Origin of the sequence: Clostridium sp. AUH-JLR23 (assembly GCF_964238065.1) — a bacterium.
GTDB classification, from domain to species: Bacteria; Bacillota_I; Bacilli_A; order Erysipelotrichales; family Coprobacillaceae; genus Allocoprobacillus; species Allocoprobacillus merdigallinarum.
Window position 1 is genome coordinate 1 of the sequence record NZ_CAXSKY010000002.1, and the last position, 14,662, is coordinate 14,662.

The 14,662-nt window shown below is 31.5% G+C and carries 15 protein-coding genes and 1 tRNA gene; 10 read left to right on the forward strand and 6 right to left on the reverse strand.

Annotation, left to right across the window (positions count from 1 at the left end):
• The 4 genes from ACESR5_RS01195 to ACESR5_RS01210 all read right to left on the reverse strand — a co-directional run bounded on the left by ACESR5_RS01195 (nt 1) and on the right by ACESR5_RS01210 (nt 3,361).
• Nucleotides 1-73: transfer RNA gene (locus ACESR5_RS01195), tRNA-Gln, on the reverse strand.
• A gap of 117 nt (nt 74-190) precedes the next feature.
• Nucleotides 191-1,468, reverse strand: coding sequence for an aminotransferase class I/II-fold pyridoxal phosphate-dependent enzyme (locus ACESR5_RS01200; RefSeq protein WP_373153836.1), 1,278 nt, complete (start codon nt 1,466-1,468; stop codon nt 191-193).
• A 76-nt stretch (nt 1,469-1,544) separates the two neighbouring features.
• A complete protein-coding gene (locus ACESR5_RS01205) occupies nt 1,545-2,669 on the reverse strand; it encodes a sensor histidine kinase (protein ID WP_373153837.1) in 1,125 nt (374 codons plus the stop codon).
• On the reverse strand, nt 2,666-3,361 hold the full coding sequence (locus tag ACESR5_RS01210; protein WP_373153838.1) for a response regulator transcription factor: 696 nt from the start codon (nt 3,359-3,361) through the stop codon (nt 2,666-2,668). Before ACESR5_RS01210 ends, ACESR5_RS01205 begins: the two co-directional genes overlap by 4 nt.
• Before the next feature lie 253 nt (nt 3,362-3,614).
• On the opposite strand from ACESR5_RS01210, the gene ACESR5_RS01215 reads away from it, so the two are divergent.
• From ACESR5_RS01215 to ACESR5_RS01240, 6 genes are all read left to right on the forward strand, one after another.
• On the forward strand, nt 3,615-4,934 hold the full coding sequence (locus ACESR5_RS01215) for a PTS sugar transporter subunit IIC (protein ID WP_129736548.1): 1,320 nt from the start codon (nt 3,615-3,617) through the stop codon (nt 4,932-4,934).
• Between the two features lie 29 nt (nt 4,935-4,963).
• Nucleotides 4,964-5,233: a hypothetical protein gene (locus ACESR5_RS01220; protein ID WP_373153839.1), complete on the forward strand. Its 270-nt coding sequence runs from the start codon at nt 4,964-4,966 to the stop codon at nt 5,231-5,233.
• An 18-nt stretch (nt 5,234-5,251) separates the two neighbouring features.
• Nucleotides 5,252-5,971, forward strand: coding sequence for a glucosamine-6-phosphate deaminase (locus ACESR5_RS01225; RefSeq protein ID WP_087359385.1), 720 nt, complete (start codon nt 5,252-5,254; stop codon nt 5,969-5,971).
• A 14-nt stretch (nt 5,972-5,985) separates the two neighbouring features.
• A complete protein-coding gene (locus ACESR5_RS01230) occupies nt 5,986-7,392 on the forward strand; it encodes a 6-phospho-beta-glucosidase (RefSeq protein ID WP_373153840.1) in 1,407 nt (468 codons plus the stop codon).
• Nucleotides 7,393-7,499: 107 nt separating this feature from the next.
• On the forward strand, nt 7,500-8,069 hold the full coding sequence (locus ACESR5_RS01235) for a sugar O-acetyltransferase (protein ID WP_373153841.1): 570 nt from the start codon (nt 7,500-7,502) through the stop codon (nt 8,067-8,069).
• Nucleotides 8,070-8,092: 23 nt separating this feature from the next.
• Nucleotides 8,093-8,701, forward strand: coding sequence for a DUF1349 domain-containing protein (locus ACESR5_RS01240; protein ID WP_087936866.1), 609 nt, complete (start codon nt 8,093-8,095; stop codon nt 8,699-8,701).
• Between the two features lie 5 nt (nt 8,702-8,706).
• On the opposite strand, the gene ACESR5_RS01245 is transcribed toward ACESR5_RS01240, so the two are convergent.
• Nucleotides 8,707-9,606: a MurR/RpiR family transcriptional regulator gene (locus tag ACESR5_RS01245; protein WP_087936867.1), complete on the reverse strand. Its 900-nt coding sequence runs from the start codon at nt 9,604-9,606 to the stop codon at nt 8,707-8,709.
• Between the two features lie 21 nt (nt 9,607-9,627).
• Nucleotides 9,628-10,017 carry a hypothetical protein gene (locus ACESR5_RS01250; RefSeq protein WP_087360498.1) on the reverse strand — a complete coding sequence of 130 codons (390 nt, stop codon included), beginning with the start codon at nt 10,015-10,017 and terminating at the stop codon, nt 9,628-9,630.
• 134 nt (nt 10,018-10,151) lie between these two features.
• Here ACESR5_RS01250 and ACESR5_RS01255 point away from each other — a divergent pair, with 134 nt between their 5' ends.
• From ACESR5_RS01255 to ACESR5_RS01270, 4 genes are all read left to right on the forward strand, one after another.
• On the forward strand, nt 10,152-10,865 hold the full coding sequence (locus ACESR5_RS01255; protein ID WP_162607712.1) for a MurR/RpiR family transcriptional regulator: 714 nt from the start codon (nt 10,152-10,154) through the stop codon (nt 10,863-10,865).
• A gap of 158 nt (nt 10,866-11,023) precedes the next feature.
• Nucleotides 11,024-12,346, forward strand: coding sequence for a PTS sugar transporter subunit IIC (locus tag ACESR5_RS01260; RefSeq protein WP_373153843.1), 1,323 nt, complete (start codon nt 11,024-11,026; stop codon nt 12,344-12,346).
• Nucleotides 12,347-12,360: 14 nt separating this feature from the next.
• On the forward strand, nt 12,361-13,785 hold the full coding sequence (locus ACESR5_RS01265; protein ID WP_373153961.1) for a 6-phospho-beta-glucosidase: 1,425 nt from the start codon (nt 12,361-12,363) through the stop codon (nt 13,783-13,785).
• Entirely contained in the window at nt 13,785-14,660 is an 876-nt protein-coding gene (locus tag ACESR5_RS01270) for an ROK family protein (protein ID WP_087360397.1), read from the forward strand. Before ACESR5_RS01265 ends, ACESR5_RS01270 begins: the two co-directional genes overlap by 1 nt.
• Nucleotides 14,661-14,662: the final 2 nt, after the last annotated feature.

Sequence of the window (14,662 nt, forward strand, 5' to 3'; positions counted from 1 at the left end):
CTGGGATAGCTGGATTCGAACCAGCGCAATGACAGAGTCAAAGTCTGTTGCCTTACCGCTTGGCTATATCCCAACAGTGCTTATTTAATATATCAATTTTTTGGAGTATAGTCAATATTTTTTAAGCGAAAATTTAATTTTTTTCATATTTCACTTATAAAAGGAAAAAAGATGAACCATTGGATTCATCTTAGTTTTCTAATAATTTTTCAATACTTATAAGTTTTACACATAAGACAAAGAGTTCTGTTGCCTGTTTTAATTCATCTAAAGGTGGATATGAAGGAGCAATTCTGATAATGGAATCATGGGGATCATGACCATAAGGGAAAGTTGCACCCGCATCAGTTAAAATAACACCTGCTTCTTTACATTTTTGAACAATATCTTGTGCACAATTGTCCATAGCTTCAAAAGTGATAAAATATCCACCTAATGGATGAGACCATGTTCCAATATGAAGTGGTTTTAATTCTTTATCAAAAATATCTAATACCATTTCAAATTTAGGTCTTAATAATTCAGCCTGTTGACTCATATGATGTTTTAAATCTTCGATGCTTTTAAAATATTCAGCATGTCTTAATTGATTTAACTTATCATGACCAATAGATTGAACTGTTAAATGTTTTAAAATATCTTTTTTATTATTAATGGATGTAGCCATAGCCGCTACCCCAGCTCCTGGGAAAGTAACTTTTGATGTTGAACAGAATTCAAACACAAGATCAGGATTTCCTGCTTCTTGACAAGCTTCAAGAATATTTTTGACATGATCTTGATGATGATCATAAAGGTGATGAATAATATAGGCATTATCCCAGAAAATTCTAAAATCTGGAGCGGCAGGTTTGAGATGTGCAAATCTTTCTACAACTTCATCAGAATATGTTATTCCTGATGGATTAGAATATTGAGGCACACACCATATACCTTTCACCGATTCATCATTATTCACATATTTTTCTACCAGATCCATATCAGGACCATTTTCATCCATAGGAATAGATATCATTTCAATGCCAAAACGTTCTGTAATAGCAAAATGACGATCATATCCAGGCACAGGACATAAAAATTTGACTTTATCTAAATGACACCAAGGTGTATGTCCTAAATATCCATGTGTAAAACCACGACTGATCTGATCAAACATGATTGTTAAACTTGAATTTCCATAAACAATAATATGTTCAGGTGTTGTTTCTAAAATATCTGCAAATAACTGTTTGGCTTCATCAATTCCATCTAATATACCATAATTACAATAATCTTTTTTATCTGTAAAATCATAATGACTATTAATAACATCTAATAAAGGCATAGAAAGTTGAACTTGACTAAAATCAGGTTTACCACGAGCCATATTTAGCTGTAAATGTAAATCTTTCATGTCTTGGTATTGTTTGCTTAATTGTTGATGTAAAGTTTTTAATTCATCTTGATTCATATCTTGATATGCTTTCATTTTTAATCCCCCACTTTGAAGTCATTGTACCTTTTCATTCAATAAATTGCAATCTTTATTCGATAAGAAAAAATATTTATTCATTTGTATGTAATCTATGTAAAATCACAATAAATGTTGTTTTATCCTGGTGACTCGTAGCTAAGATTTCTCCATTATGAATTTGAATAATATTTTTAGCAATCGCTAAACCTAGACCTGTTCCACCCGTTGATGAAGAACGTGAGGCATCACTACGATAAAATTTATCAAAAATATATGGTAAATCAGCACTATCAATAGGATTGCCATAATTCATAATCTTAATAGTTACTGTTTCATCATCATTCAAAACTTCAATTTTAATCTTTTTACCATCCTTACCATATTTTACAGCATTAGATAATAAATTATCAAAGACTCTTGCGATTAATTGTCCATCACCTTTAATAAAAAGGTTATTTTGACTTGTCTTGACTTCTGGAATGATATGATATTCTTGAAAAGTAGGATAAAATTCATCAACAATCTGTAAAACCAGCTCACTAATATTGATTGTTGTCATATGAACTTTCACATTCGCTTGATCTAGGCTAGTAAATTCAAATAAATCATCCATCATACTTTGTAATCTTTTGGATTTTTCATAAGCCACACTAGAATATTTTTGAATTTCTTCTTTTGTCAGTTGCTGATTATTTTTAATCAGTTCCAGATAACCGACAATGGTTGTCAGTGGTGTTCTTAAATCATGAGCAACATTTGTAATTAAATCATTTTTTTGTTTTTCAGCATTTCTTTCAGCATCATAAGCCATACGTTCATTTTCTTTAAGAATCTCACTTTCTTTTTCTTTATCACTTAAAGTCTTAGCTAAGGCATTGATATTAGCCGCTAGTAAACCAAGTTCATCATCGTATTTAATTGGTGCTTCAACTTCATAATCACCAGCTGTGACTCTTTGAATTGTTCCACTTAAAACATCAATGTATTTAAGTGTGATATTCATTAAATCTGAAAAGGTCACTAAAAAGATAAGTAATGAAATAAAGAAAGCCAGAATGTATAACCATTCATAAGATAAATGAAATATATTGATATGTTGTAGGATAATCATTAATGCCAGATCACATAGAAAAGCAATAAAATAAGCAACAATAATATTGATAAATAAACGCCATCGAAAACTACTGATAAGTAATCGTTGAATCTTTTGAATCATAGTTCGAATTTATAACCTACGCCCCAGACAGTTTTAATGTGTCGAGGATTTCTTGGTTGCCTTTCTATTTTTTCTCTTAGTTTTCTAATATGGACCATAATTGTATTATTAGAATTATTTGATTTCATATGCCAGATTTTTTCAAAAATATCTTCAATAGAAAAGACTGTTCCCGGTTGACTAGCCAACAAGACAAGAATTTCATATTCAATTCTTGTAAGAGCTAAAGGTTTTCCATCCAGTGTTACTAATTTCTTTTGTGTATCAATAATTAAATCTGTTGCTTCAATCAAATGTGAAGAATGATTGATAGGCTTATTAAAAACTTGATAGCGACGAAGCTGTGATTTGACTCTGGCAACCAGTTCCATAGCATTAAATGGTTTACTGACATAATCATCGGCACCTGTCAATAGTCCTTCAATTTTATCAGTATCAGCAGTTTTGGCTGAAACAATAATAACAGGCACATTATATTTTTCACGAATCATTTTTAAAGCATGTATTCCGTCAATTTCAGGCATCATAATATCCAAAATAACAAGATCAATATGATACTCTAAAATATCATTCATCAAAGTGAAAGCATTATATTTTTTTTCCACTTGATATCCTTCTTGTGTTAAATAAATTTCAATTAAATCAGTAATTTCTTTTTCATCATCTACAACGAGTATATGAGGTGTATTCATGTCTTATCGCCTCCTAAACATATTATATAGAAATTTATAGAAACAACAATCTTTTTTCTAAAGAAAAAATGTTTTAATGATACTGAACATTTCATTTTGTTTTTCATAAAATAAAATAAAAAAGTCAGAAAGTTTTAAGAAAATCATCAAAAAGCAAAAAAGATTGAAAGAAAGTTCCAATGAATTTCCATAATATTGAAAGCGGTATCAAAAATCAATACAATAGGCTCAAAAGGAAGAGGAGGAAAATAATATGACAGACAAATTAATGGAAGCTATTTTAAAAGTAGCAGAAAAATTGCAGACAAATCGTTATATGTCAGCGATTAGAAATGCTTTTACAGCGTTATTGCCAATTACGATTTGTGGAGCATTTAGTGTTTTATTTACAAGTGTTATTTGTACACCTAATGAACAAGGGATTAGTTTAGCTAACTTTGAGATATTTAGCTGGTTAGAAAACTTAAATCCAATGTTTGATGCTGCATATTATGCAACATTAAACTTCTTAACAATTGGTTTAGTTGTCTTAATTGCGATTGAACTAGGAAAACAATATGGAATGCAACAAGATATGACTTTACCATTGGTAGCATTATCTTGTTATGTTACATTATGTGCGACAACAATGGTTGTGACAAATGATCAAGGAATTTCTTTTGATGTTGCTGATGTATTGGCAGTACAGTATACAAATGCACAAGGATTATTTATGGCAATGATTTCAAGTATCCTTTCTGGAGAAATATATATTAGACTAGTTAAAGGTGGAAAGATGAAGATTTCTTTACCAGAAACGGTACCAAGTAATGTTGCTAATGCATTTAATGTATTGATTCCGGGTGTTGTGACTATCTTTATTATTTCAGGTATTGGATTATTATTTAATGAAGTATTTGGATATTCATTCTATGATGCTATTGCAAAATGGATTCAAGCACCACTCACAGGTGTTTTAACTGGTTTACCAGGTTATTTGTTATTGTTCTGGGTATCTACATTACTATGGGTTGTTGGTATTCATGGTACACAGACTTTAGGGGCTATCTATTCAGCACCTATGTTATTGGCTTTAACTGAAAATACCGATGCAGTTTTAAAAGGACTCGAACCTACAAATATTTTAAATACTGGATTTATTAGTTGTTTTACAATTATTACAGGTGCCGGGATTACTGGTGGTTTATTGATTGCTATATTGTTATTCTCTAAACGTGATGACTATCGTACAATTGCAAAATTATCAATTGCTCCAGCAATCTTCAATATCAATGAAACAATGACATTTGGTTTACCAATTGTCTTAAACCCAATTTTAGCTATTCCATTTATGTTTGCTCCAGTGATTTCAGCAACATTTGCTTATTGGATGACAGTGATTGGATTTGCACAAGTGATTTCATTCCAAGTCCCTTGGACAACACCAGTAGGTATTATGGGATTTTTAGCAACCGGTGGACATATTGGTACAGCAATTACACAAATTATTTGTGTGGCTTTATCAGTTGTTATTTATACTCCATTTGTTTTGATTTCTAATAAACAGGCACAAATGGAAGAAAATCAAGCTTAAAAATAAAAATGAAAGGAAAAGGAAAAGACATGAGTAAAGTAGAATTAACAGAAACACAGAAAAATATTATTCAAATTCGTAAAAGAATGAATCGACGTTCTATTGAAGAAGAAAAATTCAATGGTTTTACAAAAAAGAAAATGTGGACATATTTATGGATTTTCCTTTTCACACCTTATGGGCTATATCGATTATTTGATGAAAATAATGAATTTTTATATCAGCAAAAAGTTATATGGTTAATAGTTGGTATTGTTTATATTATTTGTATGATTAATCAATTCATTCATATATTTTAAATAGAAAGGGTAAAGAATATGAAATTAATTATTGAAGAAAATGAAGAAAAAATGAGCGAAAGCTGTATGCATATTGTCTTAGGTGCTATGATGCAAGATAAACGTGTCAATATTTCATTGACTTCTGGACGTTCACCAAGAAAAATGTATGAAATGATGATTCCTTATGTTAAAGATCAGGAGAAATTCAAAGATATTCAATATTATATTTTTGATGATGGACCTTATATAGGACAAGAACATGGTCCCATCTGGGAAGAAATGCATGAATTATTTTATACACCTGCCAATATTCCTGATTCTCAAATTCATTGTGTAACAGAAGATAACTGGGATACATATGATGAAGAAATTAGAAATGGTGGAGGTTTAGATGTGATGGTCATTGGTTTAGGATGGGATGGACATTTCTGTAGTAATTGTCCTCGCTGTACACCAATGGATAGTTATACCTATAAGATTTTACGTGATGATCAAGTTGCAGTCAATGAAACATATCGCCCTCGTGACAATATCCCTTATGTTTATACGATGGGTCCAAAGAGTTTAATGCGTGTTAAACATCTTGTGATGATTGTCAATGGTAAAGAAAAAGCAGAAATCTTAAAACAAGTTTTAGATTCACCGATTACTGATGAATTACCATCAACAATTTTAAAATTACATCCAAACTTTACGATTATTGCTGATAAGGATGCTGCATCATTATTAAATCCAGAAGATTATAAAAGATATTAATAAAGGAGAAAAACATGGAAAAGAAATCTGTAAAAATTGTAACAATTGGTGGAGGAAGTAGCTATACACCAGAATTAATGGAAGGATTCATTAAAAGATATGATGAACTTCCAATCAAAGAAATTTGGTTAGTTGATATTGAAGATGGAAAAGAAAAACTTGAAATCGTTGGAGCGATGGCTCAACGTATGTGGGATGCTTCACCATATGATGTCAAAGTGCATTTAACTTTAAACCGTAGAGAAGCATTAAAAGATGCTGATTTTGTGACGACTCAATTTAGAGTGGGATTATTAAATGCCCGTATTAAAGATGAAAGAATTCCTTTATCATATGGAATGTTAGGACAAGAAACCAATGGAGCTGGAGGTATGTTTAAAGCTTTAAGAACAATTCCAGTGATTTTAGATATTGTAGAAGATATGAAAGAATTATGTCCAGATGCATGGTTAATTAACTTTACAAATCCAAGTGGAATGGTCACTGAAGCTGTCATGAGATACGGAAAATGGGATAAAGTGATTGGATTATGTAATGTTCCTGTAGGAGCAATGATGAAAGAACCACAAATGATTCATAAAACATTGGATGAATTAACATATAAGTTTGCTGGATTGAATCATTTCCATTGGCATAAAGTCTTTGATAATGCAACAGGAAATGATATTACACAAAAAATTATTGATGCCATCTATGATCCAGATGTTGATGATGGAACACCAAAGAATATCTTTAATGTGAAGTTCTTTAAAGAACAATTAGATCAAATGCAAATGATTCCATGTGGATATCATAGATATTATTATCGTCAAGAAGAAATGTTGAAACATTCTTTAGAAGAATATCATGATGTCAATGTTGGAACAAGAGGTCAACAAGTTAAGAAAACAGAAGCAGAGTTATTTGAATTATATAAAGATCCAAATTTAAATTATAAACCAGAACAATTAACAAAACGTGGTGGAACACATTATAGTGATGCTGCCTGTGAAACAATTGCTTCTATCTATGCGGATAAAAACACACATATTGTTGTATCTACAAGAAATAATGGAGCAGTGCCAGATTTACCAGCTGATTGTACAGTAGAAGTGTCTTCATTTATTGGAGCCACAGGAGCAAGAGCGATTGCCTTTGGACCATTACATCCTGCTCAAAGAGGATGGTTGCAATGTATGAAAAATATGGAACTTTGTGTAGAAGAAGCTGCCGTGACTGGTGATTATAATTTATTGCTTCAAGCTTTCACTTTAAATCCACAAGTGATGTCTGGAACAACAGGGAAACGTATTATGGATGAATTATTGATTGCCCATAAAAAATATTTACCACAATTTGCTGATAAGATTGCCGAGCTTGAAGCAGAAGGTATCACGATTAAAGATGATATCGCAAGAGAATTAACTGAACAAGGATTATAAGATGACACACCTTATTGGAATCATTCCATAAGGTGTGTTTTTAAGTGTATTGTATAATAATGTGATAATCGTTATAATACTTATATTAGCAAATACAGAAAGGAAGAATGAAAGATATGACAGAATTAGAAAAGATGAAACAGGGGTTATGGTATGATGCCAATTATGATGAAGAACTCGTTAAAAAAAGGTATCGGTGCTTTGATTTATGTCATGAATATAATTTAACAAAACCAAGTTGTTTTGAACAAAAGAATAAGATTATGGAACAGATTTTAGGTTATTTACCAAAGAGCTTAGAGATTGTTGCGCCTTTTCAGTGTGATTATGGAAAGCATATACAATTTGGTGAGTATGTTTTTGTTAATTATAATTGTTATTTTATGGATGGAGCTAAGATAACTATAGGCAATCACGTTTTTATTGGACCTTCATGTGGTTTCTATACTGCAAAACATCCACTTGATTATCAAAGACGTAATGATGGTCTTGAACAGGCATTACCGATTGTCGTTGGGGATAACTGCTGGTTTGGTGCGAATGTCAGTGTCATGCCGGGTGTTACGATTGGAAGTGGTTGCGTGATAGGAGCTGGAAGTATCGTTGTTAATGATATACCAGATAATTCAGTTGTTGCAGGAGTTCCAGCGAGAGTAATCAAAACAATAAATCAATGAGAGAGATAAGTAAGGAGAAAACTATGGAATTTGATATAAGTCAGTTAAAGTGGACAAGAGAACCTCAAAGCTATGATATAAAAGAGGATAAAATTGAAATGATTACAAAGCCGTATACAGATTTATGGCAAAGGACTTATTATCATTTTAGAAATGATAATGCTCCTGTTTTACAGATGAAAACAAAAGAAAAATACTTTTCATTTGTAGTTAAAACTGAATTTGAGAGTCATCAGCGTTTTGATCAATGTGGCATTGTGATGTATTTGGATAGTGAAAATTGGTTAAAGGCTTCTATTGAATATGAAAATGAAGCATTTCAAAGATTAGGTAGTGTTGTAACAAATAATGGATATTCTGATTGGGCAACGACATCTATTCCAGCTTCTATAAAGTCTATGTGGTATCGTTTAAGCAGACGAGAAGATGATTTTTGTATAGAGTGTTCAAATGACGGTCAAGTTTTTCAACAAATGCGTATTTGTCATATGAATCAAGCTATAGATGAAATTCAATTTGGTATATATGCAGCAAGTCCAGAAAATTCATCATTCAAAGCGACATTTACTCATATGATGATGGGAGAATGTCAATGGCTGGCACATGATGGACAACAACCAGATGAAAAATAAAAAGATCATTTGTGATGATCTTTTTGATGGTTATATTCATATTGACGTCTATTTTGTCGATCTTTGATAACAGAGTTTTCAAAGTGATAAATATAATGAATATTGTTTTCATAATCTTTCATAAAGATGAGCATATAGATATTATCTAATAAAAATGTCATAGATATTTTAGACGCAAAAGCCCCTTGTTTGATAATGTCATTTTCACCATGTTTTAAAATCACAGCATATTTACAAAGCTTGATTAAAGGTGAATTTTCATTAGAAGTCACTAAAATAACAGGAATATTCAAATGAATATTTTCAAATACCCAATTTTTAACTCTTGTACTCGTAGCGTTATTACTGATAATAAAAGCAATAGGATTTTTAGATGTTTTAAAACGATGGACATTTTCAAAACCTATTTGAGTATTGCAGTAGATTGGTAGCCTAAGTTTTTGACATTTCATAACAAAATCCTGAGCAGTTAATAGTGAAGAACCTACACCATATACTGTAATAGCATCAGAATGATACAATAAATGAGCAATATTTTTTAATTGTTGAATATCTAATGAATGATAAACATCATCAATAACTTGATGATACATTTGATAAAATCTTTTAGGAATATCTTCTTCTTTGATATTTTGTTCAAAAGGCATATTGATTTCAATGCGTTTTTCATTGAGAATTAAAGAATTGAGTTCTGAAGCGAATTTGATTTTAAAATCAGAATAACCTTTCACACCCAACTTTTTAGTTAATCTGACAATACACGAAGGAGATGTATAAGTGACTTTAGCTAATTCATCAACACTTAAATTAATAACTTCTTGAGGATTATTGAGTATAAAATCAATGACAGCTTGTTCATTGTGAGTAAATTTTTGACTTTCTTTTAATTTTTGAAATAATGACATGATAGACCTCTTAAAGAATGTTTATTTTGATTCTTTTTCATCTAGTTTTTTTAATTTCCATTGAATAAGACGTTGAGAAAGTTTTTGAGAACGTTTCTTTTGTTTCAAGTCAAAATCCTTTTTATAAGAAGCAAACAATTCATGAATTTTACCAGTAGGATCTTCAATAATATGAAAACCACTCACAATGCCTTCTTTTTGACCAATATCATTTGCATCAAAGGGAATATAGTAATAATAATCTTGTGTATCATCAATAACTTTTAATAATTGTTGATGAAATCCAATCACATAATAATTCTTTCCATCTGTTAAATCAGCATTTTTATCATGTCCAATAAATTGAACAATACCTATACAATCCACTTTTTCTTTTTCATTTGTTTCTAAATTAAGTCTTTCTACCTGCATCATATGCCTCCTGTTTATATTTATAAGAATATTTTATTCAAAAAGCATAATAAATACAATATAAAATTATAGAAACGGTAATGTTTTTCTTTTGGAAAAGTTTGAATTTTGATATGATAAAAAAGGTGATAAGAATGTTTACAAAGGAACAGATTCAACAGTTTAATCCATTAGAAATGAAGATTTATGAGTATATTATTACCCATGAATTAGAATTCCCATATATGAGTATTCGTGAGTTAGCAGATGGTGTTTCAACATCTACAGCATCTATTTTACGTTTTTGTAAAAAGCTTGGATATGATGGCTTTAAAGAATTGAAATATGTCTTTAAAAATGAATTAAGAGAAAAAACACTTTTAAAAAAATATGATTTTGCTGAAATCATTCATTGTATCGAAAAGTTGGATAGTCCTTTTTATCGAGAAAAATTTAGTGAAGCCACGACAATGATTGGTAATGCAGATATATTGTTGTTTATTGGTATTGGTGATTCGGGAATTATGGCTGATTATGGAGCAAGATGTTTTACAAACTATGGGAAATTATCTGTTGCGATACATGATCCTTATACGAATATGACATTTTCTGGTGAAAAATGTGTGGTGATTGTTTTGTCAGTATCAGGAGAAACGGTGGAAACAATCAGCATGTTACATGGCTGTAAAGAAAGTGGATGTCATATTATAGGCATTAGTGCTACGGAAAATAATACATTATCAAGACTAAGTCATCTGATGATTCCTTATTATATCAATCGACATCGTATTAATGATAGAGAATTAACATCTCAAATACCGGCAATGTGTATTATTGAAAAGTTGGCAGGAATGACAATGGAAGTGTAACGTTTTGTCACAAAAATGTTATTTTTTGTTAAAAATGAATGAAAATGATGAATGGGGAAAACCCCTTTTTTTGCTTAGAGGGGTTTGTTATAATGCTGACGTAGATAAGAAACCGGTTTCAAATTATCTGTCAAAATTGAGATAAGGGAGGAAAAATTATGGACAAGTTACAGGCAACAATGGAAAAGTTCTTTGTTCCATTTGCTGCTAAAATCAATGGTCAAAGACATGTCGCTGCAGTGCGTGATGCATTTACATTATCATTCCCACTGACAATGGCAGGTTCAATGGTTTTATTGATTAACAATGTTTTATTAGATCCAAATGGATTCATTGCAAGTTTGCTTCATTTAGGAGATTTGATTCCTAATTTAGCTGAATATCAGGCAGTCCTCAATTCAGTTATTAACGGGACAACAAATATCTTAGCTGTTTTAATTGCTTTTTTAACAGCCTATCAATTAGCTGAAGAAATGGAAGGAGATAAAGTTTTATGTGGTGTAACATCTCTTTCTGCATATTTCATTTTGTATCCTGCTTCAAGAGCTTTTGCTGATGAATCTGGTGCAGGTTTAACAACAACTTATTTAGGAGCACAAGGTCTATTCGTTGCTTTATTTGTTGGTTTATTTGTTGCTGAAATTTTGACACGTTTAGGACGTAATTCTAAATTAAGAATTTCTATGCCAGCAATGGTTCCACCAGCTGTTTCTAAATCATTTAACTTATTAATTCCTATTATGATTGTACTTGGATTAACTGGTGTGATTAACTTTATTTTTGGTAAAATTACAGCTGATGGTATTCAAGTGCTTATTTATAATGCGATTCAGGCACCATTAACATCTTTAGGAAGTTCAATGGGAACAATATTAACATTTGTTGTGGTACAACAATTCTTATGGGTATTAGGTATTCATGGACCAAATACATTAAATGCATTGCGTTCTGTTATTTTCACAGAACAAGCCAATGCCAACTTAGCTTATGTTGCTGCTAATGGAACGGCATGGGGTGCCCCTTATCCAGTCAACTGGGGATCAATCAATGATGCATTTGGTAATACAGGTGGTTCAGGAGCAACTCTAGGTTTGATTATTGCGATGTTTATTGCTGGACGTAAAAATAAAGCACAATATCAAATTGCGAAGATGTCTTTAGCACCGGGATTATTTAACATCAATGAGCCAATTATTTTTGGTTTCCCACTTGTTATGAATCCTATGTATATGGTTCCATTTATTTTAGCACCAGTTGTATGTAATATTTTTGGATGGTTCTGTGTTGAAGTGATTCAAATCATTCCACCGGTTGCTTATAGTGTAGCTTGGACAACACCGGGATTCTTGATTCCATTTTTAGGTTCGGGAGCAACAAGTATTATGGCACTCGTCATTGGATTTGTCTGTGTAGCTATTAGTACAGTCATTTATTTACCATTTGTTATGGCAAGTACAAGAGCAGCTGTTAAGGCAGAATAAGCTGGTGAAGGTGAATAAAGATGAAAGCTAGTTTTTTATGGGGCGGTGCAGTTGCCGCCCATCAAGTTGAAGGTGGATGGCGTGATGGTGGCAAAGGTATCAATGTATCAGATATTATGACTGTAGGTAGCCATGCCAGTCCAAGAAAGATTACACCTGTCATTGATGAAAATGAATTTTATCCAAATCATGAAGCCATTGATTTTTATCATCGTTATAAAGAAGACATTGCATTGTTTAAAGAAATGGGATTTAAATGTTTTAGAACTTCTATTTCGTGGGCAAGAATTTTTCCTCAAGGTGATGAAGAACAGCCTAATGAAGCAGGATTGAAATTCTATGATGATTTGTTTGATGAATTACTTAAAAATGATATTCAACCTGTAATTACATTATCACATTTTGAAATGCCTTATGGTTTAGTTACAAAATATGGCGGATGGAGAAATCGACAGTTAATCACTTTCTTTGAAAGGTTTGCAAGAGTTTGTTTTGAAAGATATAAAGATAAAGTGAAATATTGGATGACATTTAATGAAATTAATAATCAAGCCAATTATCAATCTGATATTTCTGTATTAACAAATTCTGGAATTCTCTTTCAAGAAGGCGAAGATAAAGAAGAAATTGTTTATCAGGCCAGTCTATATGAATTGATTGCCAGTGCGAAGGCAGTGAAAATTGCTCATGATATTAATCCGGATTTTATGGTTGGTTGTATGATGGCAATGACACCTATTTATCCTTATTCTTGTAGTCCGGATGATATGTTAAAGGCTGTTGGAGCGAATCATAAACGTTTCTGGTATCTTGATGTTCATGCACGTGGAAAGATTCCAGCTTATATGCAATCATTCTTTAAACGTAAAGGTTATCATCTTGATATCACAGAAGAAGACATAGCTACTTTAAAAGATGGTTGTGTAGATTATATTGGTTTTAGTTATTACATGTCTTTTACTACAAAAGGTGATGGTAATGAATATTTAGATTATAATGAAGCAACTGATTTATGTGATAATCCATATATTTCAAAGACAAAATGGGGATGGCCAATTGATGCCAAAGGACTACGATATACTTTAAACTGGCTTTATGACCGTTATCAACTTCCTACCTTCATTGTTGAAAATGGTTTTGGAGCTATTGATGTTTTAGAAGATAATAATCAAGTTCATGATCAATATCGTATTAATTATTTAAAAGAACATATTGAACAAATGAAAAAAGCTATTGAAATAGATGGTGTTGATGTTTTAGGTTATACTGTTTGGGGTTGTATAGATTGTGTAAGCTTTTCTACAGGTGAGATGAAAAAGCGTTATGGTTTTATTTATGTAGATAAAAACAATGATGGTTCTGGAACTTTAAAACGTTATAAAAAAGATTCTTTTGAATGGTATAAACAAGTCATTGCCAGTCAAGGAGATAAGCTATAGTGAAATATCTTGTTTTAGATGTGGGTGGAAGTTCTATTAAATATGCTTTAATGGATGAACAAGCTCAAATATATGAACGAGGATCAACACCTACACCTCAGGACACATTGGAACATTTTATTGAAACGATAGGACAGCTTTATGATGATTATAAAGGTGGTATTGAAGGGATTGCTCTTTCTATGCCGGGAATTATTGATCCTCAAAAGGGCTATTGTTTTACTGGAGGGGCATTATCTTATATTCGAGATATTCCTATGAAAGAAAAATTACAGCAACGTTGTCCATGCCCTATAACTATTGGTAATGATGCTAAATGTGCTGGAGCAGCTGAACTTGGATTTGGGAATCTTCAAGATGTTGAAGATGGTGTTGTCATTGTTTTAGGAACAGCCGTTGGTGGGTGTGTTATTCATCAAGGTGAAGTACAATATGGAAAACACTTCTTTGGTGGTGAGTTTTCAATGATTTTTTCTCATGGTATAGATGGGGAAGATTTCTGGTGGGCAACAAATGGTATTTTAGGATTATTAAAATGTGTGCAAAAGCGTCTAAGTACCCAACAGGAATATACTGGTATTGAAATCTTTGAAATGGCAAATCAAGGTCATCTTGAAGTACAAAAAGCAATCAAGGATTTTGTGACAATCCTTGTCAAAAGAATTTATAGTTTACAATGTGTTTTAGATCCAGAAAAATTTGTCATAGGTGGAGGTATTAGTGCCCAACCACTTCTCTTTGAATATATTCAACAGGTTAATGATGAAATATTTGAGAATAATGATTATTATGTAAAACCGGTTATTGAACCATGTTATTATCGTAATGATGCGAATCTTGTAGGAGCTTTATATCAATTTTTAAATCAAAAATAAAA